General features: G+C 56.3%; 18 protein-coding genes and 1 tRNA gene. 7 read left to right on the top strand and 12 right to left on the bottom strand.

Annotated features, from left to right (window positions below):
- Positions 1-33: 33 nt before the first annotated feature.
- On the bottom strand, positions 34-3,141 hold the full coding sequence (locus KG007_RS09080; RefSeq protein WP_213348365.1) for a glycoside hydrolase family 2 TIM barrel-domain containing protein: 3,108 nt from the start codon (positions 3,139-3,141) through the stop codon (positions 34-36).
- Between the two features lie 301 nt (positions 3,142-3,442).
- On the opposite strand from KG007_RS09080, the gene KG007_RS09085 reads away from it, so the two are divergent.
- Entirely contained in the window at positions 3,443-5,542 is a 2,100-nt protein-coding gene (locus KG007_RS09085) for a KamA family radical SAM protein (protein ID WP_213348366.1), read from the top strand.
- Positions 5,543-5,601: 59 nt separating this feature from the next.
- Positions 5,602-6,315 carry a pirin family protein gene (locus KG007_RS09090; RefSeq protein WP_213348368.1) on the top strand — a complete coding sequence of 238 codons (714 nt, stop codon included), beginning with the start codon at positions 5,602-5,604 and terminating at the stop codon, positions 6,313-6,315.
- Positions 6,316-6,384: 69 nt separating this feature from the next.
- Here KG007_RS09090 and KG007_RS09095 read toward each other — a convergent pair whose 3' ends face one another.
- Together KG007_RS09095 and nadB are read right to left on the bottom strand one after the other, a co-directional pair.
- Positions 6,385-7,968: a peptide chain release factor 3 gene (locus tag KG007_RS09095; protein WP_213348370.1), complete on the bottom strand. Its 1,584-nt coding sequence runs from the start codon at positions 7,966-7,968 to the stop codon at positions 6,385-6,387.
- Between the two features lie 3 nt (positions 7,969-7,971).
- Positions 7,972-9,528 carry an L-aspartate oxidase gene (gene nadB / locus KG007_RS09100; RefSeq protein ID WP_195460963.1) on the bottom strand — a complete coding sequence of 519 codons (1,557 nt, stop codon included), beginning with the start codon at positions 9,526-9,528 and terminating at the stop codon, positions 7,972-7,974.
- 225 nt (positions 9,529-9,753) lie between these two features.
- Here nadB and KG007_RS09105 point away from each other — a divergent pair, with 225 nt between their 5' ends.
- Positions 9,754-10,965: an S-adenosylmethionine:tRNA ribosyltransferase-isomerase gene (locus KG007_RS09105; protein ID WP_195460964.1), complete on the top strand. Its 1,212-nt coding sequence runs from the start codon at positions 9,754-9,756 to the stop codon at positions 10,963-10,965.
- A gap of 65 nt (positions 10,966-11,030) precedes the next feature.
- Here KG007_RS09105 and KG007_RS09110 read toward each other — a convergent pair whose 3' ends face one another.
- The 3 genes from KG007_RS09110 to KG007_RS09120 all read right to left on the bottom strand — a co-directional run bounded on the left by KG007_RS09110 (position 11,031) and on the right by KG007_RS09120 (position 13,692).
- Positions 11,031-11,633, bottom strand: a complete 603-nt coding sequence (locus tag KG007_RS09110) for a porin family protein (protein WP_195460965.1) — start codon at positions 11,631-11,633, stop codon at positions 11,031-11,033.
- A 211-nt stretch (positions 11,634-11,844) separates the two neighbouring features.
- Positions 11,845-12,495 (bottom strand): outer membrane beta-barrel protein, encoded by a 651-nt coding sequence (locus KG007_RS09115; RefSeq protein ID WP_213348372.1) that lies wholly within the window; start codon positions 12,493-12,495, stop codon positions 11,845-11,847.
- 12 nt (positions 12,496-12,507) lie between these two features.
- Positions 12,508-13,692, bottom strand: a complete 1,185-nt coding sequence (locus KG007_RS09120) for a sodium:proton antiporter (protein WP_213348374.1) — start codon at positions 13,690-13,692, stop codon at positions 12,508-12,510.
- 198 nt (positions 13,693-13,890) lie between these two features.
- Between KG007_RS09120 and eno the strand changes: the two genes are divergently transcribed.
- Entirely contained in the window at positions 13,891-15,192 is a 1,302-nt protein-coding gene (gene eno, locus KG007_RS09125; protein ID WP_213348377.1) for a phosphopyruvate hydratase, read from the top strand.
- A gap of 106 nt (positions 15,193-15,298) precedes the next feature.
- On the opposite strand, the gene KG007_RS09130 is transcribed toward eno, so the two are convergent.
- The 5 genes from KG007_RS09130 to KG007_RS09150 form a co-directional block, all read right to left on the bottom strand.
- Positions 15,299-15,526, bottom strand: coding sequence for a (4Fe-4S)-binding protein (locus KG007_RS09130; RefSeq protein WP_195460969.1), 228 nt, complete (start codon positions 15,524-15,526; stop codon positions 15,299-15,301).
- 119 nt (positions 15,527-15,645) lie between these two features.
- The gene (locus KG007_RS09135; RefSeq protein WP_213348379.1) at positions 15,646-17,250 is read right to left on the bottom strand and encodes an efflux MFS transporter permease; all 1,605 of its coding nucleotides are present in this window, start codon (positions 17,248-17,250) and stop codon (positions 15,646-15,648) included.
- 4 nt (positions 17,251-17,254) lie between these two features.
- Positions 17,255-18,322 carry an HlyD family secretion protein gene (locus KG007_RS09140; RefSeq protein WP_213348381.1) on the bottom strand — a complete coding sequence of 356 codons (1,068 nt, stop codon included), beginning with the start codon at positions 18,320-18,322 and terminating at the stop codon, positions 17,255-17,257.
- 14 nt (positions 18,323-18,336) lie between these two features.
- Positions 18,337-19,635: a TolC family protein gene (locus KG007_RS09145; protein ID WP_213348383.1), complete on the bottom strand. Its 1,299-nt coding sequence runs from the start codon at positions 19,633-19,635 to the stop codon at positions 18,337-18,339.
- On the bottom strand, positions 19,625-20,065 hold the full coding sequence (locus KG007_RS09150) for a MarR family winged helix-turn-helix transcriptional regulator (protein ID WP_213348385.1): 441 nt from the start codon (positions 20,063-20,065) through the stop codon (positions 19,625-19,627). The genes KG007_RS09145 and KG007_RS09150 overlap by 11 nt, the downstream gene beginning before the upstream one ends.
- A 284-nt stretch (positions 20,066-20,349) precedes the next feature.
- Here KG007_RS09150 and KG007_RS09155 point away from each other — a divergent pair, with 284 nt between their 5' ends.
- Positions 20,350-23,073, top strand: coding sequence for an ATP-binding domain-containing protein (locus KG007_RS09155; RefSeq protein ID WP_213348387.1), 2,724 nt, complete (start codon positions 20,350-20,352; stop codon positions 23,071-23,073).
- A 534-nt stretch (positions 23,074-23,607) separates the two neighbouring features.
- Here the strand turns inward: KG007_RS09155 and KG007_RS09160 are convergent.
- A tRNA-His gene (locus KG007_RS09160) sits at positions 23,608-23,683 on the bottom strand.
- Between the two features lie 246 nt (positions 23,684-23,929).
- Here KG007_RS09160 and KG007_RS09165 point away from each other — a divergent pair.
- Both KG007_RS09165 and groL read left to right on the top strand, forming a co-directional pair.
- Positions 23,930-24,199, top strand: coding sequence for a co-chaperone GroES (locus tag KG007_RS09165; RefSeq protein WP_195460972.1), 270 nt, complete (start codon positions 23,930-23,932; stop codon positions 24,197-24,199).
- A 14-nt stretch (positions 24,200-24,213) separates the two neighbouring features.
- On the top strand, positions 24,214-25,845 hold the full coding sequence (gene groL, locus KG007_RS09170; protein WP_213348389.1) for a chaperonin GroEL: 1,632 nt from the start codon (positions 24,214-24,216) through the stop codon (positions 25,843-25,845).
- Positions 25,846-25,883 lie beyond the last annotated feature (38 nt).

Here is a 25,883-nt window from a genome sequence, read left to right on the forward strand (position 1 = left end):
CCGGGTTGCGGCTCTTGCATTGGGGTTATCGGGCTATCGTCCTCCGGCAACGGGACGCAGGAGGAAGTTGAAGGCGTAGTCGCCGTAGGGCAGCAGGTATTGGGGGAGCGGAAGGCGGCCCCAACTGTTGACGCATCCCAGGCCCGACTGGACGCTTTCGATGTTGACGTGCGTACGGCCGTCGGGGACAAGGTCGCTCGGATGGCGGACATACTCCGGCGAGCCGTTGTCGAGCTGCGGGATGGAGTAGGGGATGGCCGAAGCCGAGAAGTCGCCGTCGGAGCAGATTTCGACGCCGAGGCCCGAGGCGTCGGTCAGTCGCCACCAGCGCAGGTCGCTGCGTGTTCCCGACTCCTGCGGGCTGACGTATTTCATGTGGAACTGGTCGGCAACGCGCTGTGCATAGTGTCCTACGAAGGCTGCGCTGGCGCGGTCGGCGTAGTTTTCCATCGGACCGCGGCCGTAGTATTCCACGGCGTCGAACATGCCCGGGGTTTCGAAGGCCATGCCGAAGCGCATCAGGTCGGCGACATCCTTGCGGGCGGGATCGGCGGTCATCGTTTCACTGACGCGGACCGAACCGTCGGCGGCGATCGAATACGTCAGATTCAGTTTCGCACCGACGTTCGGGAGCGTGTAGTCGGCGACGATCTTCACTTCGTTGTCGCGGGGCGTGAGGGTGAAGTTGACGAGTTCCGGCTCGGCTTTGGCCCACATGTGGCTGTCGGGGTATTTCCCGGTCTGGCGTACGCCGAGGTCGTTATCCGTGGCCGCGCGGTAGAAGTTGGGGCGGATAGGGCCTGCCAGCAGTTCCACGTTGCGGAGTTTGTAGGAGTTGATGAATCCGCTTGCCGGATCGAACGAGACTGAGAATCCTTCGCCCGAAACGGTTTTGTCCGCGACGCGGAGCGTTCCGGCGGGAGGCGTTGCGGCGAAGCGGGCCGCCGGGTCGTCCTCGCGCAGCGTCAACTGGTCGGCAGCCACTTCGTAGAGTGCGTCGAGCAGGCCCTGCTGTTCGCGAAGCTGGTAGCGGACCGTGAGCAGCAGCTCGCCGCCCAGGGCGTAGACCTGTTCGGGTTTGTAACCCAGCGTTACGGAGGCGGTAGCCTGCGGAGCTACGTCGAGGTGCTCGACGTAGCCGCTCAGCACGGGGCGTCCGTCCGATGTGATCTCCCAAAGGAGGCGGTAGGGCGAAAGGTCCGTAAAGAAGTTTTCGTTATAAACGTTTACGATGCCCTTCTTCAGGTCGCGGGGCGTGGTGTGGATCGACTGGTGCTGCTGCTTCACTTCGTAGGCGTGGGGATGCCACGAACGGTCGGCGGCCAGCACGCCGTTGCAGCAGAAGGTGCTGTCCGAAGCGTCGACGGCATTGTAGTCGCCGCCGTAACGGTAGGTAAGTTTGCCTTCGGGGCTGCGCCAGGCGAGGGCCTGGTCGGCGAAGTCCCAGATAAATCCGCCCTGGTATTTGGGTTCGCGGCGGGTCATGTCCCAGTACTCCTTGAATCCGCCCATCGAGTTGCCCATGGCGTGGGCGTATTCGCACTGAATCAGCGGTTTCTGGGGATTCTCGGCGAGGTATTTCTCACACTGCTCGTAACTCCAGTACATCGGGCAGACGATGTCGGTGTTGTAGTCCTTGTGGTAGGAGGCCTGTTCGTATTGCACGGGGCGCGACGGGTCGAAAGCCTTGATCCAGTCGTAGCAGCGTTCGAAGTTGGGGCCGTTTCCGGCCTCGTTGCCCGTGCTCCAGACGATAATCGACGGGTGGTTGAAATCGCGGAACACCATACGCCGGTTGCGGTCGAGGTGTGCGGCGGCGAAGGCGGGATTTCCGGCGAGGTTTTTTGCCTTGTCGCGGTAGTAATAGCCGTGCGACTCGATGTTGGCCTCGTCCACGACGTAGAGTCCGTACTCGTCGCAGAGGTCGTACCACAGCGGTGTGTCGGGGTAGTGGCACGTGCGCACGGCATTCATGTTGAGGCGTTTCATCTCGCGGATGTCGCGGATCATCTCTTCGCGCGTCGTGTAGTAACCCGTGTTGGGCTCCATTTCGTGGCGGTTGACGCCTTTGATCAGGATCGGTTTGCCGTTGACGAGCAGTTGTCCGTCGCGGATTTCGACTTTGCGGAATCCGACGCGGAAAGCCGCGGCTTCGATCACGGAGCCGTCGGCGGCGAGGGCTTCGGCCGTGAGCGTGTAGAGGTTCGGCGCTTCGGCGCTCCATTGCTTCGGGGCGGCAACTTCGAACTGCGTTTCGGCGCTGTTCCGGCGGGGTTTGAGCGTGCGGGTGTCGAGCGCCTTGCCCGCATCGTCGCGCAGCGTCAGCCGTACACTGCCGACGCCCGGCGTCGTGGCGATTTCGGCGCGCAGCGTGCCGTCGCGGTAGTCGTTCTTAAGGTCGGGAGTAAGCCGTACATCGGCCAGCCGGCGTTTGTCGCGGGCGTAGAGGTAGCAGTCGCGGCCGATGCCCGAAAGACGCCAGAAATCCTGGTCTTCGAGGAACGAGCCGTCGCACCAGCGGTTGACGCGCATCACGATCAGGTTGTCGCTGCCCGGCGTCAGGAAGCGGGTGATGTCGAATTCGGCTTCGAGTTTGCTGTCTTCGCTGTAACCCACCTCGCGGCCGTTGACCCAGAGTGTTACGTTCGAAGTGGCCGAGCCGATGTGGACGAATACGTCGCGGCCCTTCCAGTCGGCGGGAACAGCCACCGTGCGGCGGTAGAGTCCCGTGTAGTTCTGTTCGTAGGGAACCAGCGGGGCGCGCATTTCGAAGAACTTGTGCCACGGATAGGGTTTGTTGGTGTAGACCGGATCGCCGTAGCCGTTCACTTCCCAAATCCCCGGTACGGGCATTACGCCCCATGCCGAATCGTCGTGCCCGGTGCGGAAGAATCCTTCGGGTTCGGCTCCCGGGCGGTCTACGCGCAGGAAGGTCCATTCGCCGTTGAGCGTGCGGTAGAAAGGCGAACGGGTGTAATCGTTTTCGGGAATAGCATCGGCGGCCGTGGGAAAGGCGATGAAACTCGTGCGCATCGGGGCGCGGCCGACATCGAAGCATTCGGGGTCGAGCCAGCGTTCGGCGGGAGCTTTTGCCGAGGCCGCCGTGGCGGCGAAGAGTGCGAGCAACAGCAGTCTTTTCATTTTTCGGTTGTTTGGGGTTGGGCGAATAATGTATCGGTATCGGAGCAAAAATAATAAAAAATCGAAACTTTCGCAAGTTGCAGAACGAAACCGCCTTATTTTACCTGCAAAAAGAGGCTCCGGAGGTGTTTTGTGAAATTTTTACGGAATTTTGGTTAAAAGCGGAGGAATTTGCAGGGCGGGCCTTGAAAATCTTAAAAATTTTTACTATATTATCGCCCCGAATATAATTCGAGGGCCGGAGCGTTCCGAAATTTGCCGGCCTGTTTTGAATGGTTACAACTCTTATACGATTATGCTTATGAAACAAAAGAAAATGCTTGCACTGACCCTTTCCCAGCTCGGACAGCTCTATCGCCAGGAGCTTCCCGGCCTTGCGGCTCTCGCCGACGCCAGCAGCGACGGCGGGCAGTTTCGCACGCGGCTCCGGGAGTTTCTTGAAGGACATCGGGCGGCGGATGGCGAAGCGGCGGAGCAGATTCGACTGTTGATCGATTACGATGGACGTGAGGTCCACGAATTATCCACCGACCGGCAGATGGAAGTGCAAACGCTTACGCTGTTGTGGCAGTTCCTTGCAGGGAAACTCGAAGATCCCGAGATGCCCACTGATCTGTTCGTCGACCTGTATCACCTTTTCCGCCTGCTGGAAACTCCCGGGATTCCGCTCCCTTCGCCGCAGCGCGTGCGCAGCCGCACCGAACGCTGGCCCTCGGGACAGGACGAAGCGGTGCAGGCTATCCGCGCCGACAACCGCGAGCGGATGCTCCACCTGCTGATCCAGAAGATCGAGAACCGCAAGTCGAAAACTCCGTCGCGCTTCCTGTTTGCCGGCGGCATGACCTACGAAGAGAAATACCGGCAGGTTGCCGACTGGTGGGGCGATTTTCGCTTCCAACTGGCCATGGCCGTGAAAAGCCCCTCGGAGCTGAACCGCTTCCTGGGCAATTCGCTCTCGTCGGAGACGATGTACCTGCTCTCGAAAGCCCGCAAGAAGGGAATGCCCTTCTTTGCCACACCCTACTACCTTTCGCTGCTCGATGTGACGGGCGACGGCTACGACGATGCCGCCATCCGCAGTTACATCCTCTATTCGCCGCAGTTGGTCGAGACCTACGGACAGATCCGCGCCTGGGAACGCGAGGATGTCGTCGAGGCCGGAAAACCCAATGCCGCCGGGTGGCTGCTGCCCGACGGGCACAATATCCACCGCCGGTATCCGGAGGTGGCGATCCTGATTCCCGACACGATGGGCCGCGCCTGCGGCGGACTGTGCGCTTCGTGTCAGCGGATGTACGATTTCCAGAGCGAGCGCCTCAATTTCGAATTCGAGGCCCTGCGCCCGAAGGAGAGTTGGGACCACAAACTGCGCCGCCTGATGAACTATTTCGAGGAGGACACCCAGCTGCGCGACATCCTCATCACGGGAGGCGACGCCCTGATGAGCCAGAACAAAACGCTTCGCAACATCCTCGAAGCGGTTTACCGCATGGCCTGCCGCAAGCGCCGGGCCAACGCCGAACGTCCCGACGGCGAGAAATATGCCGAGTTGCAGCGCGTGAGACTCGGTTCGCGCCTGCCGGCTTACCTGCCGATGCGCGTGAACGACGAACTGGTCGAAATCCTGCGCGAGTTCCGCGAAAAGGCTTCGGCGGTCGGGGTGCAGCAGTTTATCATCCAGACCCATTTCCAGACGCCGCTCGAGGTGACCCCCGAAGCGGAGGAGGCCATCCGGAAAATCCTTTCGGCGGGGTGGCTTATCACCAATCAGTTGGTTTACACCGTGGCTGCGTCGCGCCGCGGGCACACTACGCGCCTGAGGCAGGTGCTCAATTCGCTCGGCGTTGTTTGTTATTATACCTTTTCGGTCAAGGGCTTTCAGGAGAATTACGCCGTCTTCACCCCCAACAGCCGTTCGATGCAGGAGCAGGTTGAGGAGAAAATTTACGGGCGGCTTACCCCGGAGCAGGCGGCTGAACTCGACGATCTGCTTGCCGACGGACAGGATACGGCCGGGAAAATCCGCCGCTTCATGCGCAAGCACCACCTTCCGTTCCTCGCCACGGACCGCAGCGTGCTGAACCTTCCGGCCATCGGCAAGAGCATGTCGTTCCGGCTGGTGGGCATTACGGCCGGGGGCAGGCGACTGCTGCGTTTCGACCACGACCGGACGCGTCACCACAGCCCGATCATCGACAGTATGGGCGAGATATTCATCGTCGAGAACAAATCGCTGGCCGCCTACCTGCGCCAGTTGGACCGCATGGGCGAGGACCCGGAGGATTACGCCTCGATCTGGGCCTATACGCACGGTGAAACTGAGCCGCGTTTCGGGCTTTATGTCTACCCCGATTTCGGGTTTGCGACGACCGACCGCGTGAGCAACCTGGAGTTGGCATAGACACAATATCGGCACTGATTTTGCGTTTATTATATAGTGATTATTAAATAAATGCAATTATGAAAAAGACGATTCACAGAGCCGCGACCCGCGGGTACGCCGATCACGGCTGGCTCCGGACACACCATACCTTCAGCTTCGCCGGATATTACGATCCCGAGCGGATTCACTTCGGGGCCCTCAGGGTGCTCAACGACGATACGGTGGCCCCGGGCGAGGGCTTCGGGACGCATCCCCACGACAATATGGAGATCGTTTCGCTCGTTCTTTCGGGAGCCCTGAAGCACGGCGACAGCATGGGCAATATGCAGGTGCTCAAGCCGGGTGAGCTGCAGGTGATGAGCGCCGGTACGGGCATTACCCACAGCGAGATGAACGCCAGCCGCGAAGAACCGGTGAAGTTCCTGCAGATTTGGGTTATCACCGATGCCGAGGGCCACACGCCCCGCTACAACCAGATCGAACTCGCGCCCGCAAAGCGTAACCAGTTCCGGCTGATCGTCGCTCCGGAAGGCTGCGGCGGCGAAAACGTGGGCTGGATTCACCAGACGGCGTGGTTCCATACGCTCGACCTCGACGCCGGGCGGGAGGTACAGTACCGCATGAACCTTCACGGAAACGGGGCTTATGTCTTCGTGATCGAAGGCTCGGCCGAGGTTGCCGGGGAGAAGCTCGGTCCCCGCGACGGAATGGGCGTATCGGATGCCGACGAGTTCCTGATCCGGGCCTCCGAGGACGCAAAGTTGCTGGTTATCGAAGTCCCGATGATCTGAGGCGTAACGGCCTGATACGAAAACCGCCGGAGTGCAGACTCCGGCGGTTTTTTTGTGTTCTGGCGTGTGCTAAAACTCCGAGGTGAAGTGGAACCGAATCTCCTTGAAGTTGTCTTGTGCGAGGGCGAGGCCATAGCTCGTGTCGGCAAGGAAAACGTCGCGGCCGTGCTTGTCGACGGCCATATTGGTGTGTTTGCGGCGTTTGAAGTCGGCCAGTTGCGCCGCGTTGTCGCTTTCGATCCAGCAGGCTTTGTAGATCGAGATCGGTTCCCAACGGCACGCGGCGTTGTACTCGTGCTCCAGGCGGTACTGGATGACCTCGAACTGGAGCGCGCCCACCGTGCCGATGATCTTGCGGCCGTTGAGCGAGCTTGTGAACAACTGCGCCACGCCTTCGTCCATCAACTGGTCGACGCCTTTGGCCAGTTGCTTGAATTTCAGAGGGTCGGCGTTTTCGATGTAGCGGAACTGCTCGGGAGCGAAGGAGGGAATTCCGGTGAAACGGAGTTTCTCACCTTCGGTGAAGGTGTCGCCGATCTTGAAGTTGCCCGTGTCGTGCAGGCCCACGATGTCGCCCGGGTAGGCGAAGTCGATGACCGATTTCTTCTCGGCCATGAAAGCCGTCGGCGACGAGAATTTCAACTGCTTGCCGCTGCGCACATGCAGGTAGTTCTTGTTGCGTTCGAACGTGCCGGAGCAGATTTTCAGGAACGCGATGCGGTCGCGGTGGTTGGGGTCCATGTTGGCGTGTATCTTGAAGATGAAGCCGGACATTTTCGGTTCCGCAGCCTCCACGAGCCGGGTTTCGGTCGGGGCCGGGCGCGGCGAAGGGGCGATGCGCACGAAGCAATCCAAAAGTTCGCGCACGCCGAAATTGTTCACCGCCGAGCCGAAGAAGACCGGGGCCAGTTCGCCGTTAAGGTAAGCCTCGCGGTCGAATTCGTCGTAGACGCCCTCGACCAGTTCGACATCGGAGCGCAGTTGTTCGGCGAATTTTGCACCGATGTAGCCTTCGAGATCCTGCGATGCAAGGTCCGAAATTTCGGCCGTCGACGCGTCGGCGGTCAGTTTTTCGTCCGACGTGAAGAGCGAGAGGTTTTTCTCGTAAAGGTTGTAGACGCCCTTGAACGTGGGGCCGTTCGAGATGGGGAAAGCCAGCGGCCGCACACGGATTCGGAGCTCCTTCTCCACTTCGTCCAGCAGGTCGAACGGCTCCTTCGAGGGGCGGTCCAGCTTGTTGATGAAGACGATCACCGGGGTTTTGCGCATGCGGCAGACCTCCATCAGTTTGCGCGTCTGGGCCTCGACGCCTTTGGCGCCGTCGATGACGATGATCACCGAATCGACGGCTGTCAGCGTCCGGTAGGTGTCCTCGGCGAAATCCTCGTGGCCCGGGGTGTCGAGGATGTTGATCTTGCAGCCCTGGTATTCGAATCCCATCACGGCGGTGGCGACCGAAATGCCTCGCTGGCGTTCGATCTCCATGAAGTCGGACGTGGCGCCTTTCTTGATCTTGTTGCTCTTGACGGCTCCGGCCACATGGATGGCGCCGCCGAACAGCAACAGTTTTTCCGTAAGGGTGGTTTTACCCGCGTCGGGGTGGGCGATGACCGCAAATGTGCGGCGGCGTGTTATCTCTTCCTGTAATGTCATGTGTTATTCTTTCGGGTAATCGGCGTTATAGTGGCAGCCCACGGACTCTTTGATCTCTCGCCCCTGTTTGATCACCAGGTAGGCGATGGCGATCATGTTCCTCAGTTCGCACAGTTCGCGGTTGGGCTTGGTTTTGTTGTAAAGCTCCTCGGTCTCCTGCCAGAGTATCTCCAGGCGGTGCATGGCGCGCTTGAGCGAGAGGTTCGAGCGGACGATGCCCACGTAGTTGGACATGATCGTCTGCATCTCGCGTTTCGACTGGATGATCATCAGCATCTCCTCGGTGTGCTGCGTGCCTTCGAAGTCCCAGTCGGGAATGCCTTCCTGGAAATCGGCCTTCGCCAGCAGCGACGCCGTGTGGCGTGCGGCCTGGTCGGCGTAGACCACCGCTTCGATCAGCGAGTTCGAGGCCAGCCGGTTGGCGCCGTGCAGGCCCGTGCAGGCGGTTTCGCCCAGGGCGTAGAGCCGCTTCACGGAGGTCTCGCCGTTGGTGTCGACCTTCACGCCGCCGCAGCAGTAGTGCGCCGCAGGGGTGACGGGAATCCAGTCCTTCGTGATGTCGATGCCGATCGAGAGGCACTTTTCGTAGATGTTCGGGAAATGGCTCTTCACGGCCTCGGGGTCCTTGTGCGTCACATCGAGGTAGACGAAGTCGGAACCCCGTTTGGTCATTTCGCGGTAGATGGCGCGGGCCACTACGTCGCGCGGGGCGAGCGACTTCATCGGATGGTATTTGTCCATGAATTCCTGGCCGTCGGGCAGCCGCAGGATGGCCCCGAAGCCGCGCATGGCCTCGGTTATCAGGAAATTGGGTTTCTCGCCGGGGTTGTAGAGCGTCGTGGGGTGGAACTGGATGAACTCCATGTTTTCGGTGATCGCCTTGGCGCGGTGGCACATGGCGATACCGTCGCCCGTGGCGACGTTGGGATTCGAAGTCGTGGAATAGACGTTGCCGCAGCCGCCTGTGGCAACGACAGTGAATTTCGAGAGCATGGTCTCGATTTCGTTGGTGTCGAGGTTCAGGACGTAGGCCCCGAAGCAGGCCAGTCCGCGTGTGTGGCGGGTGACGAATTCGCCCAGATGGTGCTGCGTCAGCAGGTCGATGGCGAAGTGGTGTTCCCGTACGGTGATGTTCGGATGGCTCTTTACCGACTGTACGAGCGCCCGCTCGATTTCGGCTCCGGTAAGGTCTTCGTGATGGAGGATGCGGTGTTCCGAGTGCCCGCCTTCGCGGTTGAGTTCGAACCGCCCGTCGGGAGTCTTGTCGAAGCGCGTCCCCCAGGCGATCAGGTCGGCGATGAGTTTCGGGGCCTGCCGGACGACCAGTTCCACGGCTTTCTCGTCACATTTGCCTGCGCCGCAGACCAACGTGTCGTGGATGTGTTTTTCGAACGTGTCGGGAGCATACGTTACCGAGCAGATGCCGCCTTGTGCGTAATTGGTGTTGCACTCCTCGATCTCGCCTTTGGTCACGATCGTCACGTGGCCGTGGGCTGCGGCTTTCAGCGCGAACGAAAGGCCCGCAGCGCCGGAACCGATAACCAGAAAGTCGGTTTTCATAGTTTTAACAAGGGCAGAGACGGCTTTCACGGCTTTGTGGGCCAATGGTGTTCCCGATGTGAAACCCGTCTCTGCTTTCGTTAAAAGGGGCCGTGCCCCCGGTTTCGTGTCGGGAATCCCGCTGAATCTCCCCGTTTAAAAGGGGAGATTTTGCTTTTCTTTGCAGGAAGAAGCGCCGCAAAGTTACAAAAAATAGTAACTTTGCCGCATAATTTCGGGCAAAATATGGAACGACATATCGACATCAACCGCTTCGATTACGACCTTCCCGACGAGCGGATCGCCAAATTCCCGCTTGCGGAGCGCAGCGCCTCGAAACTGCTCGTCTGGCGGGGCGGTGAAATAGGGGAAAAGCAGTTCGCCGACATCGGCGACGTGTTGCCGGCGGGCGAACTGCTGGTTTTCAATAACACGAAGGTGATCCGGGCCCGGATCATCATGCACAAACCCTCCGGGGCGCGTATCGAGGTGTTCTGCCTCGAACCGCACGACCCGGCCGATTATGAGCGGGCGTTCGCTGTCACGGGGCAGTGCGCATGGTCGTGCATCGTGGGCAACCGCAAGAAGTGGAAGGAAGGGCACGTCGAGATCAATTTCGACTGCGAAGGCCGCGCCGAATCGCTCCGCGCGTGGCTCGTCGAGGACCACGGACGCGAGTGCGTCGTGCGTTTCGAGTGGACGGCCCCGATGACTTTCGGGCAGTTGCTGGAATATCTCGGGCGCATTCCGATTCCGCCCTACCTGAACCGCGAGAGCGAAGAGATCGATAACACGCGCTACCAGACCGTCTATTCGAAGTTCGAAGGTTCGGTGGCGGCGCCGACCGCCGGGCTGCATTTCACCCCGGAGCTGATCGAAGGGATGGAAGCCCGCGGATTCGGGTTCGAGGAGGTGACGCTCCATGTCGGAGCGGGAACGTTCCTGCCCGTGAAGGACGAGGACGCCGCGAAACACCCGATGCACACCGAGCATTTCGAGGTGCGCCGCGCGACGGCGGCCCGTCTGCTGGAACGGTGGGGACACATCACGGCCGTGGGCACGACTTCGGTACGTACGCTCGAATCGCTTGCGGCCCTTGCGTGGCGCATCCGCACGGCCGGGACGCCCGACGCCGGGCGGGTCGTGGGGCAGTGGGAACTGTACGACATTCCCGCGGAGTTTTCGGGCCGCGAGGCGTTGGAGGTGTTGCTGCGGTATATGGATGAGCAGGGCCTCGACCGCCTGAAAGCCTCGACGCAGATCATGATCACGCCGCTGGGCTACGAGTTTCGCATCGTGCGCAATATCGTTACCAATTTCCACCAGCCCAAATCGACGCTCCTGTTGCTGGTTTCGGCTTTCGTGGGCGACGACTGGCAGCGGATTTACGACTATGCCCTCGGGCACGGTTTCCGTTTCCTGAGCTACGGCGATTCGTCGGTGCTGCTGCGTGAATAACCGTTTATGCGGAACGGAAAAGGGACGCCTCACGGGCGTCCCTTTTTTATTGGCGCAGGGCCGGATTAGAAATTGTATCCGACGCTGATCGTGAAGCAGTTGTTGCGCAGCGTGCCCTCGCCGTCGCTCTCCTTGACCAGATTCAGACAGCCGATGTCGTAACCCAGCCCGAAGTAGATGCGGTTCCAGACGACGCCTGCGCCCAGACGCACCCCCAGGTCGGAACGTTTCAGCCCGCCTTCGTCGCCGAAGATGTCAGCCTTCTCGCCGCCTGCTTTCATCTTGCCGCCGATGCCGAACCCGTAGTAAAGACCTGCGAACGGCTGGATCGTAACGATGTCCTTGATGTTGAAGTGATAGTTTACCAGCACGGGGATTTGCAGGTAGGAGGGACGGAAGCTCACGCCGTCGACCTTGCCGCCGCGGCTCGAGAAGGCGAGCCCGGTTTCGAGGTAGAAGGGCAGTTTGTTGCAGAGCAGGATCTGATCAGTCACGGCAACATGGAACGAGGCCCGCGAGTCGGTGCTGATGGACGCACCTCCGGCCGAAATCGAGTAGCTCGACAGGTTGAGGCCGGCGCGGACGCCGAGGATGTTTTTTTCGTAATTTTGCGCCGAGACCGCGCTCGCCAGCAGAACTGCCGTCAGAAGAAGGAGTGTTTTTTTCATACGTTTATAAAAAAGTGAGGTTAATTTTAGCCGTTTCTTGTCCAAAACGGTACGCTAAAGATAAAAAAAGTTTTTTGAATATACGTCCGAACCGAGCGGGTTTTCAACGAAATGTGCTATTTGTGAAACGAATCCGGCGGAATACATCGCCGAAACGAGACGGGACGCAACCCCGAAGGGTGCGTCCCGCTGTGTGGTGGCAACTTGCCGGTCAGAAATTGTAACCGATGCTTACCGTGAGGCTGTTGTTGCGGATTTCGGCGCTTTCGGGCCGGAGCGTGTAGTAGAAGAAATCCCCGCCCCGGAACTGGTCCCGGCAGCCGATGTCGTAGTTTATTCCCAGGTAGATGCGCCTTACGACGAATCCGACGCCTGCACGCACGCCGAAATCCATCCGGGAGAGAATCCCCCGGTCGCCGAACAAATCCTCGCTCCCGTATTGGGTTTTCATCATGCCCCGCACGCCCACGCCGCCGTAAACGCCTGCGAAGGGCTGGATCGTGACGAGGCCCCCGATGAGGAAATGGTAGTTGACGAGCAGGGGAACCTGGAGGTAGAACGGCCGCATGGTCATGGTCTCGATCTGGTCGTATATCGGGGCTGCGGCCCGGCTGCCGAGGCTCGAAAAACCGACGCCCGTTTCGATGTAGAGCGGCAGGCTGCGGTGGAGCAGGACCTGGTCCGTTACGGCGAAGTTGAATCCCGCGCGCGAACCGGTGCTGATCTGCATGTCTTCGGCCGAGATGTCGTATTTCGACACGTTGACGCCGGCGCGGATACCCAGGATATTTTTTTCGTATTTCTGCGCCCGGACGGCTCCTGCCAGCAGGACGGTGATTAGGATCAGTGCGTATTTTTTCATGGAGGCAAAAGGTTATTCTTCGGGGGTATAGCTTCTCAGGGTCAGTTTTTTGACCCAGACGACGAATCCGCCCGTCAGGATCAGGTTCAATACGAGCGTCAGTACCGAGATGATCAGCGCCGGGCCTCCGAGGTTGTAGCCCAGAGCGATGAAGATTACGCCTGCACCCACTTCGCCGCGGGTGAACATGCCGATCGAGAGAGCGAGCCGCTCGCTCAGTTTCCGGTCGCGGTAGAAGAAGACCGGGACCAGTTTACCCAGGTTGGAGAGTATCGAAACGGCCACGACGTGCAGGATCAGCACGCCCCACGGCATCATCGGCTGCGATGCGGTGACCGAAGCGGCTGCCTGAGCGGCGTCGGCTGCCGAGTCGCCCGTTACGAGGGGCATGCTCAGCCCTACCAGCAGCATGAACAGGAATGAAATGCCCGTTGCCGTACGGCGTTCGGTCGGGGTGTCTATGTCCTTGTGCTTCATCAGCATGCCGATCACGAACGCCGGGAGCAGGACTTCGATATGGATGCTGTTTTCGGGACCGTACCAGCGGGCGGTGACGATGTAGAGCAGTTGCGTCAGGCCGCAGACCACTACCGAAAGCCCCAGGATACGTTTCCAGTCCTGCCGGACGTTCCACGTCGCCTGCCACCGCCAGCCCACGACGAGTAACACGACGACTACGCCTACGATGGCGAACATCTGCCACTTGAGGCCGATCATCAGGATTTGCAGCGGAATCATCAGCAGGATGGTATCCAGGTCGTCGAAGATCGCCAGCACCTGTATTTTGCGGTAAATCCAGCTTTTTTTAAGGCTCAGCGCCGCGAGCATCGTAAAGAGGATACCTGCCGAAGTAGGGGCGGCAAAGCGGCTCAGCAGCAGGTTCTCCTTCCAGGCCTCGGAGTCGGTCCAGAGATCGGAGGGCAGCAGCACGAAAATGTAGTAGAGGACGATCAGCAGCCACGGCAGCGCGGCCGTAGCCATGGCGATGAAGTAATCGGCGGTGTAGGAGCGCCAGCGCGATTTGTCGATCTCGAACTCCCGTCCGACGTTGATCATGATGAATCCCAGGCAGACGTAGAGCAGGGTATCGGTCGTTGCCTTGAAGCCCGGAAACGCCGTGCCGAGGGCGCCGGGAAGCAATTGCGAGGCAACGAGGCCCAGCATCAGAAAGAGCGAGAACGAAAGGACTTTTCGCATTGATAGAATGTCGTTTACAGATTATGCGCCAGTGCCGCGGCACAAAGATAGCACATTTCTTGCAGAATCAGAAAAACACGTGCCGGAGCCGTGAAAAAATAACAATAAACAATCCGCAATTCACAATTATTTTGTACCTTTGCGGTGCCGTTTAGGAAGTTAGTATTCAAACACCATAAAATTCAAACTATTACAACTATGCAGATTGTAGAGATTCACGCAAGGGAGATCCTCGACTCGCGAGGCAATCCGACCATCGAGGTCGAAGTTCGTACCGTATCGGGCGCATTTGGTCGCGCTGCCGTTCCGAGCGGCGCATCGACGGGCGAGAACGAGGCTCTGGAGCTTCGTGACGGCGACAAGAGCCGTTACCTGGGCAAAGGCGTACTGAACGCCGTGAAGAACGTCAACGAGGTGATCGCCCCGGCCATCATCGGTATGAACGTTGCTGACCAGGTAGGTATCGACAAGGCCATGATCGCCCTCGACGGAACCGCTACCAAGTCGAAGCTCGGCGCCAACGCCATCCTCGGCGTATCGCTGGCCGTTGCACGCGCCGCTGCCGACTATTTCGGCATGCCGCTCTACCGCTATATCGGTGGTTCGAACGCCAAGACGCTGCCCGTTCCGATGATGAACATCATCAACGGCGGTTCGCACTCGGACGCTCCCATCGCATTCCAGGAGTTCATGATCCGTCCCGTAGGCGCCGCTTCGTTCAAGGAGGGTATCCGCATGGGTGCTGAGGTGTTCCACAACCTGAAGAAAGTACTCCACAACCGCAATCTCTCGACGGCCGTAGGCGACGAGGGTGGTTTTGCTCCCGCGCTCAACGGCACGGAGGATGCCATCGAGTCGATCATCGAGGCTATCAAGATGGCAGGTTACAAGCCCGGCCGCAAGTGCGAGGGCGGCGATGTGTCGATCGGTATGGACTGCGCTTCGTCGGAGTTCTTCAAGGACGGCGTTTACGACTACACGAAGTTCGAGGGCGCCAAGGGAGCCAAGCGTACGTCGAAGGAGCAGGTCGAGTTCCTGAAGGGACTCGTTGCCAAATACCCCATCGACTCGATCGAGGACGGTATGTCGGAGAACGACTGGGAAGGCTGGCAGATGTTGACCGCCGAACTGGGCGACAAGTGCCAGCTCGTGGGTGACGACCTGTTCGTGACGAACGTGGATTTCCTGAAGAAGGGCATCGAGATGGGTTGTGCCAACTCGATCCTGATCAAGGTAAACCAGATCGGTACGCTGACCGAGACGCTCGATGCTATCGAGATGGCTCACCGCGCAGGTTATACGTCGGTAACGTCGCACCGTTCGGGTGAGACCGAGGATTCGACCATTGCCGACATCGCCGTGGCTACGAACTCGGGTCAGATCAAGACCGGTTCGGCATCGCGTTCGGACCGTATGGCCAAGTACAACCAGCTGCTCCGCATCGAGGAGGAGCTCGGCGACGAGGCTATCTATGGCTACACGAAAATCTACCGCAAGTAATTTGCAGCAGGACAAGAAAAAACCGGATGCCGCAAGGCGTCCGGTTTTTTGTCTGATATAGCCCCGGGAACCGTCGGTTCCCGGGGCTATTGCGTTGTCCGTCCGGTTACTTTTCAGCCATGCGGTAGGACAGCGCTCCCGAAGGGCATTTTTCGATTTGTGCAATGAGCTGGGCCGTCGTCGCGTTTTCCGGCTTTACCCAAGGCCTCTCTTTGGGGTTGTAAACCTTGGGCAGCATCTTTACGCAGACGCCTGCGTGGACGCAGAGTTTCGGCTGCCAGATTATCACGATCTCACCGTTTGTGTACTCTTTGCGATTGTCTTCTGGTTTCATGGCAATGGACAAGTTTGTATTGATTGGTAAAAAGGTTTGTCGGATAGTTATTTACAAATATAGGAATAGATTCGTTACGTTGCCGCCCGACGTGTCAACAAAAAAGGTCTCGGAAGAAATCAGACCATGTCTTCGCCTGTTTTGACGATGGCTACCTTCAGGGTTTTGTGGAACGGAATGAAGCATGCAACGACGGCCATGACGATTGCGACGAACAGCACATAGCCCACGATCTCCTTCACGCTTACCAGCAGACTTTGTACCTGAAGCGTTGAGTAAAGGCCGTTTACGGCCAGTTGCCCCGCCTCAGCGGCTCCGTTTCCGTGTGCTGCGGCCTGTTGCAGGGCGGAGGCGTATTGCTGTGCTGCGAGCGGATCCTGGAGGGTCAGGTGTTCTGCCAGGCGGTTCATGTTGCCGAGCTGGGTCCGGTAGAGCAGGTTGTTGAAAAAAGCCGATCCGAAGGCCGGGCCCAGTACCGAACGGCAGGTAATCAGGAAAAATGCGTTGTAGATCATCAGTTTCGGGTCGAGTTCCTCGACGACGTATACGCCGAAGGCTATGAAGAGAATCATCATGCCCATGCCGCGCAGCGCCATCGGCAGGAACAGCATCTCGTAGCGTCCCGATGCCGAGACCCCGAAATAGATAATGGCCAGGCTGAGCGCGAAACAGGACAGTCCCCATGCGATCAGGTAGCGAAACCGCCATCGCTGCCACCGCAGCCACCAGAAACAGACGAAGGCCCCGCATGCGAATCCCGGCAGCATCCACAGGTAGATCGAGTTGGCGTGTACGCTGTCGACGCGCAGCACCGATGTCAGATAGGGTGTCACCAGTGAACTGGTCGCCGAAAGGAACATGACGAAGATCATGAATGTATAGCCGATCAGCGCTTTGGCGCTGTTGAGCAGTTCCAGGTGCAGGTAGGGGTTTTTGCGGAAAGTCTGCCTGCGGAGAAAGAGCCAGAGCAGGACGGGGGCCGTAAAGGCCGCGACCGCGATCTGCGGCGACGCGAATCCGTCGAGCGTCTTGAAATAGGTGGCTGCATAAAGCGTCATCAGCAGCGCCGCCGCGATCAGCAGCATGCTCCTGCCGTCGATCTCGCGGAACGGAATTACGATCTTTTTCTGGCCGTAGCGAAACAGCGCGAGGATAAACAGGATGGCGATCAGCAGCAGCAGGATGACGAAGTAATACATATATTGCCACTGATAACGGTAAGCCAGTTCGGCTGTCAGGTACATCGAAATCTGTCCGGCGGAAAAGACGATCGGGTAGAAATAGGCGTAAAATTCGCTTCGGACATTGGCCGGGCTGAAAAAGGGGCGGATCATGAGGATGATCTCCAGCATCGCAAAGGCTTTGAGGAATCCGATCAGGAAACTGCATATGACGACGACTTCCATCTGTCCCGTGCGGGCACAGACGAAACTCAGAAACACCTGCATCAGAAGGTCGACCAGCAGGATCGTCTTGGTGGTGACGACCGACCGGATTTTCGGTACGAGCGGATAGGCCGCCGCCATGCCGACTGTCGTGGCGTAATAGGCCATGCTGATGTCCTCGCTCAGCACCCCGAGCGTATTGGAGACCTCGGTGATACACCCCGTATAGGCTCCGTTGATAAAGATGATCGGCAGCATGACGACAAAGGCCGCCGTGACGGCCAGCCACCGGGGAACCCAGGGCCGTACGGGGACGCTCAGAGGTTGCTGTACGGCCATCGGATTACTCTTTTTCCGCTTCGGTTACGACCATCATGCCCGCCCGGAGCCGCTCCATATCCTCCGCAGAGGCGTCGTCGAAGTCGATCCGCACGGGGATGCGCTGCTGGATTTTCACGAAATTGCCGGCTGCATTGTCCGTCGGGACAAGCGCATATTTCGATCCCGTCGCCTCGGAAATGGCCGATACGGTCCCGTGGAAAATCCGCTCCCGGAAGGCGTCGACACGGATGCGGACTTTCTGGCCGATGAAGATGCCGGCGATCTGCGTCTCCTTGTAGTTGGCCGTGATCCATTTGTCCCTCCCGCGCACGAGGTAGGAGATTGTCTGGCCTCCCTGTACGAGTTGCCCGGGTTCGAGCGTACGGCGGCCCATGTAGCCGTCGTAAGGGGCCGTGATCACCGTATAGGAGAGATTGAGCCGCGCCATCTCGACTTCCGCCTCGCGCCTGCGGATCGCCGCATCGGCGCTGGCGCCTTTGTGTGCGGTCTCCGTATAGTGCGACTCAGCGACGCTTTTCTGGTGCAGCAGGGCGGAGTAACGGGCCTGCATCGCCTCGTAGTCGGCCTTCGCCTGTTCATACTGCTGGCGGGAGACCGACTCTTCTTCGACCAGGTTGGCATAGCGGCGGTATTGCTGTTCGAGTTGCCATAGCCGGGCTTTGGTCTCGGCAATGTTGGCCTCCTGTACGGAGACGCTGACCTGCGAGGCTTCGATGCCCGAGCCGAGCGACTCTTTGGCGGCATGTGCATCCATCAGCGCCGCTTCGGCGTCCATCAGCCGGATGCGGTACTCGCGGTCGTCGAGCAAGAGCAGCGTGTCGCCCGCCCGCACCTGCTGGTGTTCGGAAAAACGCACTTCTCGGATATAGCCAGGCACGCGAACGCTGACCGGGGAGATGTATTGGTCCACGACGGCGTCGTTGGTGGTTACGTAGTTGGCGTAGCGCCAGAAGAAGTCGCCCACCCAGGCGATTCCGGCCGTCACCAGCAGGATGCACACCGTGTTAATGACGATACTCCTTATTTTCAGTTTTTTCAGCCGCTTGCGGCGAATGGAATGTGTTGTCATCTCGGATGTTCGGATTACAGGTTGCCGCATGCGCGCAGCAGTTCATAATAAGTATAGACCGTTTCGGCCCGGGCGGCGGTGAGTTGCAGTTCGGTCTGCAGGCGGATGCCGTTGGCGTCGAGCAGGTCCGTCAGGATCGAAAGCTGGTTCAGGTATCGGTTGCGGACGATGCGGTAATTCTCTTCGGCCTGCTGCTCCGCCAGCCTCAGCGACTCCACGCGCTCCAATGCCTCCCGATGCCGGATATAGGCGCTCCGCACGCGGATGCGCAGCTCTTGCAGGACCTGCTGTTCGCGGTTTTCGGAAAGTGCGGCCTGATAGCGCGCCTCCTGTACTTTGTGGCGGTTGCGGTAGAGCGACGAGAGGTTGAACGACAGTGAAAGCTGGATGTTCCAGTTGTTGGCGAAAAGGTCCTGCATCGTCGTTGTAAGCGGGCGGGCCAGCGTATTGGCTCCCTGGAGCGACAGCGAGGGCAGATAGGCCGAACGGGCGATCCTTACGTCGGTCCGTGCCAGGTCGATATTCCGCCGCGCGATATTCAGCCCCGGATAGTTGTCGCAGGCCTCTTCGACATAGTCGGCATATGCGCCGAGGGGACTCACGGCGGCCAGCGCCACCGTGTCGGGTTTCAGCAGCAGCGATTCGTCAAGCCCCAACAGAAGGTCGAGTTGCTGGGATACGATGGCGATGTTGTCGTCGGTCTCGCGGCTGCTCAGCCGGAAGTTAGTCAGTTCGAGTTCGCTGCGTATCTCGTCGTTGCGCGTAACGAGGCCTTCGTTCCGCATGCGGCGGATGTCGCCCAGACGCCGCTCGGCCTCTTCGATATTCCGGGCGAAAAGCTCCCGCTGTTTGTACAGGCTGAACAGGTCGAGGTAGTGGCGCAGCAGGAGCATCCGCACCTCTGCTTCGTCGTCGGTAACCGTCAGTGCGGCAATCCGCCGTTGGAGCGCTGCACGCTGGATGCCGCTCCGGATTCGCCCGCCTTCGTAGAGGGGTTGCACGACGCTTATGTTGTAGTTGTAGAGCCAGTCGGGGCTTTCGGGCTGTGACGGCCGGGTCAGGCCCTGCCTGAAAACCACGGGTTGGCCCAGGTAACCGGTCGTTGCCCCGATACGAATGTCGGGCAACCGTCCTGTGCGTGCATCCAGTTCCTGCTCGCCGGCAAGGCTTTCGCCGATGCGGGAGGCGGCCAGGCGGAGGCTGTTTCCGGTCCCGAGCCGGAACAGTTCGTCGAGCGACAGGCTGCGGACCGGCTGTGCCGTCGAGGCACACGGCATGAGGAGGAGCAATGCGAAGAGGAGTTTAGATTTCATCGAGTATCCCGTTCAGTTTTCCCAGGCATGCCGTTGCGAGGATCATTTCCCCGGCGTCCATGTGTTCTCCGGCCCGCTCGTAAATTCCCTTTAGGATGGGTTTGACGATTCCGGCCAGTGCCCGGCCTGTTGCCGTGAGGAAAATCAGGCGACTGCGCCGGTCGGCGGCATTCTCGCGGCGGGCGACCCACCCTTTGCGCACGAGGTTGTTGATCAGGTTGGTGAGCGAAGCCTTGTCCTTCGAGGTGAGTTGCGCGAGTTGCTGCTGGCTGATGCCCTGCTGTTCCCAGAGGCGGTACATGACCTGGAGCATCTCGAAGGTCATCTCCACGTTGTGCGACCGCAGCATCCGCTGTACCGTCTGCCGGAATGCCCGGCGGGTACGGATTATCTGCAGCATAAGTTCATGCGCCTGTTCGCTGTTTGTCATGACGGGTGGATTTTTCGGGCACAAAGATAATATACTTTCCGGAAAATAGTTCGATATTAAACTATTTTAATGCATTGGTCGATTCCCATATATGCGATGTTTCTGTTGAGATTTATTTATAAAGTACCTTTTATCATCCAGACATTGTTTTCTAAATTAACTTGTATCGCAGACTATATTAATATTTATTTTTTATAACTTAGACAAAAATTTGAAGTCTGCAAAAAAGCAATCCATATAAACATATATTCAATAACAGAAGTCAAATCTTGTTTTTTAGAATTATGGTTAAAGAGCAAATCGAAGATATCGCCAATAGAATCAAAATCCATCGCGAGAATGAGATAAATAGCCAATCCTCTAATAATGCTATCGGAAGGCTTCTTGTCGATTATGATAAACAGGAAAAGGTAATTTGGCTGACCCTCAGGCCGAAAGTGGAAATGAGTTACCGGAGTGATATACTCGGTAATATCGATCCGAATTCGGCGAAAAAAACACATCATACATATGATGGTGACGGCACCAATATTCAGCGGGATTCCAAACTCGGGGCTTTATTCATTCAGCATTATGAAGGAATTCACAAACATACTACGCCCAGAGGCGAGATTGAGATCGAGATATTTAATAGGGCGGTTTACACTCCATGCATGACTTCTTTCAGCGAGGATGAATGTGCTATAGACATTTCGATCAATCTTTCCGGCGATAGCAAAACTCATTATTTTGAGAATCTTTCCGAAATACTGGCCCTGCAACTGGAGATAGAACAGGAGAAAAAAAAATTGCTCAAGGCAACTGAAGAACAGACGCATGAATTGATAACCCGTATCAATCGCAAAGAAGAGGAGAAGAAGCGGTTGTTATCCAAGACACAGAGTTTTATAAGAAAATCTGCTTCATTGAGATTTCAGCCCATACTTGATCCCATCCAGGAATCCATAAAGCGTTCAAGATTGTTCGATGGTTGTCTTGTGATTAACGGGGGGCCGGGTACGGGGAAAACCACTTCCCTTATACAACGGATAAAGTACCTTATTTCGGACACAATAGAAGAGGTAAAAGAGGATTTGACTCCCAAGCAGAAAGCTATTCTGTACGATGAGAAATCGAGTTGGATTTTCTATTCACCCAATGAACTGCTGGCGTTGTTTCTCCAGAATAGTATGCGCATGGAGGGGCTTACAGCCGATCCGAAAAGGGTAAAAGTGTGGTTCGCTCACAGGAACGAACTCGTGAAAAGTTATAAATTGGTCGATACGCAGACCATGCGGCCTTTCATGATGTACCGGAATACAGCTGATAAATGCCTTATCACCAATAGGCCTGAAAATATTGTTTCTATAACCAAAAATCTGGGAAAGTACTATTTTAATTATCAGAAGGAGAAAATAGCAAATCTACTCGATATTGATGTAACTGCTATGACCTGGAGAAACACAGGGATGTCGATTCAAAAATTTCTTTCAGGAAAAAAAGATTTATCTACCTGGGATGCATTGATACGTCTTTTCATTAATCTGAGCGAGACCTACAAAAGCGAATCGGATGCGATATCGGAAGGTTACAATAAGTCGATAGAAACAGTTGCCGCAAGAGTGCAGTTACTCGTTTCTCAGGATGACGACAGGCTTTCTAAGATAAAACGACTTTTAACTTCGTGGAAGACCTCCGGGCAGGAAAACGAAGAAGAAACCGACGAAATAGAGATCGAACAGGAGGATTTCGACGAAAAAGAAGATACCTCGATTTTGGATCAAGAAAAAGAGCTTTTTATCAAACTGAAATCCCTGTGCCGAAAGCAAGCACTCAGCCGGTTCGATAAAAATACAAAGATCTCGGGCAAAGAAAAAGAACTTCTGGAATTGATCCCGGAAGCCGTGGATCAGCCCGAGTATAAAAATATCGGGAATACGGCTTTTTTTAAAAAGTATTTTGAAAGCGTGACTCGAGGTATCGTTTCGAACGTTTTGCGAGAAATTCCGTTGATTTACAAACGGTTTAGAAAAGAACAGTTGATCTCTAAGTCGGTGGATTACGATCTTTTCGTGCTTGAGAGACTGGTAAAAACTGATAAAAACACAAGGATTCATTCCGATGAACAGGACTTATTACTTTACTTTATAAATACAATTTGCCGGATATTGGCAAAAAACTTTAATAATCAATACAATCGCATTTCCCATCCATACCTTACTGCATATAAGGCCAACTGCAAACCCGTTATCGCTGTCGATGAGGCCACCGACTTCTCATTGATCGATTTGTTGGCAATTTCCAGTTTCGAACACCCGGACATCTCATCTGTCACTTTTTGCGGGGATGTTATGCAGGCTATGACCGAATGCGGATTAAGATCATGGGACGATCTGTCAGCGGTTCTTCCCAATACCCATATAAGTAATCTCAAAGTGTCATATCGTCAGAGTGCTACTTTGCTTTCTCTTGCCGGATCGATCTATAAACAAGTTACGGGAAACAAGGCTAGTTACCATTCTTTCATTAAAAAGCATCGCGAGGAGCCAAAACCGTTAGTGATGGTCTCGGAAGACGAAGAGGAAAAAATGAACTGGATAGCCGATCGAATAATCGAGATTTATAAAGCTTATGATGATAAAATCCCATCCATTGCCATATTCCTTCCTCAGGAGGAGCAGATTCAACACTTCGCGTCACTGTTGGGCAATATAGATACTCTCGCGGATGTCGGGATCAACGTCAAAGCCTGCAGAGACGGCGAAGTTTTGGGGGATGAAAATTTTGTAAGGGTTTTTTCTATAGATAAAATAAAGGGACTCGAATTCGAAGCTGTTTTCTTCTATGATTTGGATAGGTTGCAGGAACTGCATTTTCCTGAAGAATTACTGTTGAAATATCTGTATGTCGGATTATCGAGGGCTACTTTTTATTTGGGGTTGACCCTCAGTAAAGAATTCAGCGATAATTTGTCCTTTTTAAAGGAGAACTTCGATACCACATCGCGTAAATGGCTTATAGGCAGTTAAAATAGATAGTCCGACTTTTTAATGTATTAAAATAATTAGGCAGTTACACACTTTGTAACTGCCTTTTTTGCAAACACAAGCGAAATGATGATTAGACGCATAAGGGAATAGGTTACTGTCATTCTCACGAGTTTTGTATTTGAAAATACTGGTGTAGACATATATTGAAAACGGGAGAGATACTCCGCCTGTTAACTCAATGTCAAGATTATGTAATTCTATAAAATAACTCTTGATGAGTTTTTTGCTTCACTAAATTATCCACCGAAAAAAAGTAAATAACTGCCGCAATAAGCAAACCGGGCATTAGAGCTATCAATGGCTCTATGTCCGGTTTATTTTGACTTTTTCGCAAATTAGTTTGCAACTCGTATCCATGTACCACGATTAAGCACTTTAGTGACCTGCTTTCGTGTGCTTGCCTTTGCTATGGTCTGAAACGGAATAATCCCGCATATCGTTGATATACAAGATTATTTGCGCTGATTTGCGGCTGTCTGCCAACAAAAAAGGTCTTCTTACGAAGACCATTTTGGGTGGAAGATGGGGCTCGAACCCACGACCTTCGGAACCACAATCCGACGCTCTAACCGACTGAGCTACATCCACCATTTCGATACATGGTTATCGTATCGGGATGCAAATGTAATACACTTTTTCGGTCCGTGCAAAAAAAACGACTGAAAAATCGTCCGGAAATGCCGGAAATGACAAAATGGCAGTCCGCACTGCTCGTTTGTCACGCCAAATCTGCCAAAAACCGGTTGGCACACCTATTGTTGGAAAAATGGTTGCAAAAGCTAAAAAGCTAATAAAACTATTATACAGTAAAACAAAACTAAAAAAACACAAAGCTATGAATGTAAAACCATTATCGGATCGCGTGCTGGTTCTCCCGAACCCCGCGGAAGAGAAGACGGCCGGTGGATTGATTATTCCCGACACGGCAAAGGAAAAACCCCTGGCAGGTAAAGTCGTTGCGGTAGGCCCCGGTACGTCGGAGGTCAAAATGGAGGTCAAGGCGGGCGACCAGGTGCTCTACGGCAAGTATGCCGGCCAGGAGATCCAGGTCGACGGCGTGGATTACCTCATTATGAAGCAGAACGATATTTTGGCAATCATCTAATTCGATAAATAGTCATGGCAAAGGATATTAAATACAATGTAGAAGCGCGCGAACTGCTCAAGGAGGGTGTCGACGCGCTGTCGAACGCCGTTAAGGTAACGCTTGGCCCCAAAGGCCGCAATGTGATCATCGACAAGAAGTTCGGTGCTCCCCAGATCACCAAGGACGGTGTGACCGTAGCCAAGGAAGTGGAGCTGGAAGACGCTTTCGCCAACATGGGCGCCCAGATGGTTCGTGAGGTCGCTTCGAAGACCAACGACGATGCGGGCGACGGAACGACGACCGCAACGGTGCTGGCCCAGTCGATTATTAGTGTCGGCCTGAAGAACGTGACGGCCGGAGCCAACCCGATGGACCTGAAGCGCGGTATCGACAAGGCCGTTACGACGGTCGTGGAGTCGCTCAAGAAGCAGAGTCAGGAGGTAGGTTCGGATTTCGCCAAGATCGAGCAGGTGGCCACCATTTCGGCCAACAACGACGAGACGATCGGCAAGCTGATCGCCGAGGCGATGGCTAAGGTCAACAACGAGGGTGTTATCACCGTCGAGGAGGCCAAGGGTACGGAGACTCATGTCGAAGTGGTCGAGGGTATGCAGTTCGACCGCGGTTATATTTCGGCTTACTTCATCACCGACACCGAGAAGATGGAGGCGCAGCTCGAAAAGCCCTATATCCTGATCACGGATAAGAAGGTTTCGACGATGAAGGAGCTGATGGGCGTTCTGGAGCCGGTGGCCCAGAGCGGCCGTGCGCTGCTGATCATCGCCGAGGATGTCGACGGCGAGGCCCTTTCGGCGCTGGTTGTCAACAAACTCCGCGGAACGCTGAAAATCGCGGCCTGCAAGGCTCCGGGCTTCGGCGACCGCCGCAAGGAGATGCTCGAAGATATCGCCGTGCTGACGGGCGGAACCGTGATCTCGGCCGACAAGGGCATGAAGATTGAGGATACGACGCTGGACATGCTGGGCTCGGCCGACAAGGTTACGCTCAACAAGGAGAACACCACCATCGTCGACGGAGCCGGCAAGAAGGAGGAGATCTCGGCCCGTGTAGCCCAGATCCGCGCCGGTATCGACAAGGCTACGTCGGACTATGACAAGGAGAAGTTACAGGAGCGTTTGGCCAAGCTGGCCGGCGGTGTTGCCGTGCTCTACGTCGGAGCCGCTACCGAGGTCGAGATGAAAGAGAAGAAGGACCGCGTCGACGATGCGCTGGCTGCAACCCGCGCAGCAGTCGAGGAGGGTATCGTTCCGGGCGGCGGTGTGGCTTACATCCGCGCTACGGTGGCTCTCGAAGGCCTGAAGGGTCAGAACGAAGATCAGACAACGGGTATCCAGATCGTGAAACGCGCCATCGAAGAGCCGCTTCGCCAGATCGTCGAGAACGCCGGCGGCGAGGGTTCGGTCGTTGTCAACAAGGTGAAGGAGAGCAAGGATGCCTTCGGTTACAACGCCCGCGACGACAAGTACGAGGACCTTTTGAAGGCCGGTATCATCGACCCGACGAAGGTGTCGCGCGTTGCGCTTGAGAATGCCGCTTCGATCGCTTCGATGTTCCTTACCACCGAGTGCGTGCTGGCTGAGAAGAAGTCGGACGCTCCTGCCATGCCGGCGATGCCCGGAGGCGGTATGGGCGGCATGATGTAGCCGACCGATCAATCGTAAATTCGGATGTCCTCATGGGA

Origin of the sequence: Alistipes montrealensis, from assembly GCF_018362775.1 — a bacterium.
Classification (GTDB): domain Bacteria; phylum Bacteroidota; class Bacteroidia; order Bacteroidales; family Rikenellaceae; genus Alistipes; species Alistipes montrealensis.

What these genes read in the sequence shown, in the direction of transcription:
- KG007_RS09080 (WP_213348365.1), bottom strand. Translation starts at nt 3,141, where the DNA reads ATGAAAAGACTGCTGTTGCTCGCACTCTTCGCCGCCACGGCGGCCTCG.
- KG007_RS09085 (WP_213348366.1), top strand. Translation starts at nt 3,443, where the DNA reads ATGAAACAAAAGAAAATGCTTGCACTGACCCTTTCCCAGCTCGGACAG.
- KG007_RS09090 (WP_213348368.1), top strand. Translation starts at nt 5,602, where the DNA reads ATGAAAAAGACGATTCACAGAGCCGCGACCCGCGGGTACGCCGATCAC.
- KG007_RS09095 (WP_213348370.1), bottom strand. Translation starts at nt 7,968, where the DNA reads ATGACATTACAGGAAGAGATAACACGCCGCCGCACATTTGCGGTCATC.
- nadB (WP_195460963.1), bottom strand. Translation starts at nt 9,528, where the DNA reads ATGAAAACCGACTTTCTGGTTATCGGTTCCGGCGCTGCGGGCCTTTCG.
- KG007_RS09105 (WP_195460964.1), top strand. Translation starts at nt 9,754, where the DNA reads ATGGAACGACATATCGACATCAACCGCTTCGATTACGACCTTCCCGAC.
- KG007_RS09110 (WP_195460965.1), bottom strand. Translation starts at nt 11,633, where the DNA reads ATGAAAAAAACACTCCTTCTTCTGACGGCAGTTCTGCTGGCGAGCGCG.
- KG007_RS09115 (WP_213348372.1), bottom strand. Translation starts at nt 12,495, where the DNA reads ATGAAAAAATACGCACTGATCCTAATCACCGTCCTGCTGGCAGGAGCC.
- KG007_RS09120 (WP_213348374.1), bottom strand. Translation starts at nt 13,692, where the DNA reads ATGCGAAAAGTCCTTTCGTTCTCGCTCTTTCTGATGCTGGGCCTCGTT.
- eno (WP_213348377.1), top strand. Translation starts at nt 13,891, where the DNA reads ATGCAGATTGTAGAGATTCACGCAAGGGAGATCCTCGACTCGCGAGGC.
- KG007_RS09130 (WP_195460969.1), bottom strand. Translation starts at nt 15,526, where the DNA reads ATGAAACCAGAAGACAATCGCAAAGAGTACACAAACGGTGAGATCGTG.
- KG007_RS09135 (WP_213348379.1), bottom strand. Translation starts at nt 17,250, where the DNA reads ATGGCCGTACAGCAACCTCTGAGCGTCCCCGTACGGCCCTGGGTTCCC.
- KG007_RS09140 (WP_213348381.1), bottom strand. Translation starts at nt 18,322, where the DNA reads ATGACAACACATTCCATTCGCCGCAAGCGGCTGAAAAAACTGAAAATA.
- KG007_RS09145 (WP_213348383.1), bottom strand. Translation starts at nt 19,635, where the DNA reads ATGAAATCTAAACTCCTCTTCGCATTGCTCCTCCTCATGCCGTGTGCC.
- KG007_RS09150 (WP_213348385.1), bottom strand. Translation starts at nt 20,065, where the DNA reads ATGACAAACAGCGAACAGGCGCATGAACTTATGCTGCAGATAATCCGT.
- KG007_RS09155 (WP_213348387.1), top strand. Translation starts at nt 20,350, where the DNA reads ATGGTTAAAGAGCAAATCGAAGATATCGCCAATAGAATCAAAATCCAT.
- KG007_RS09165 (WP_195460972.1), top strand. Translation starts at nt 23,930, where the DNA reads ATGAATGTAAAACCATTATCGGATCGCGTGCTGGTTCTCCCGAACCCC.
- groL (WP_213348389.1), top strand. Translation starts at nt 24,214, where the DNA reads ATGGCAAAGGATATTAAATACAATGTAGAAGCGCGCGAACTGCTCAAG.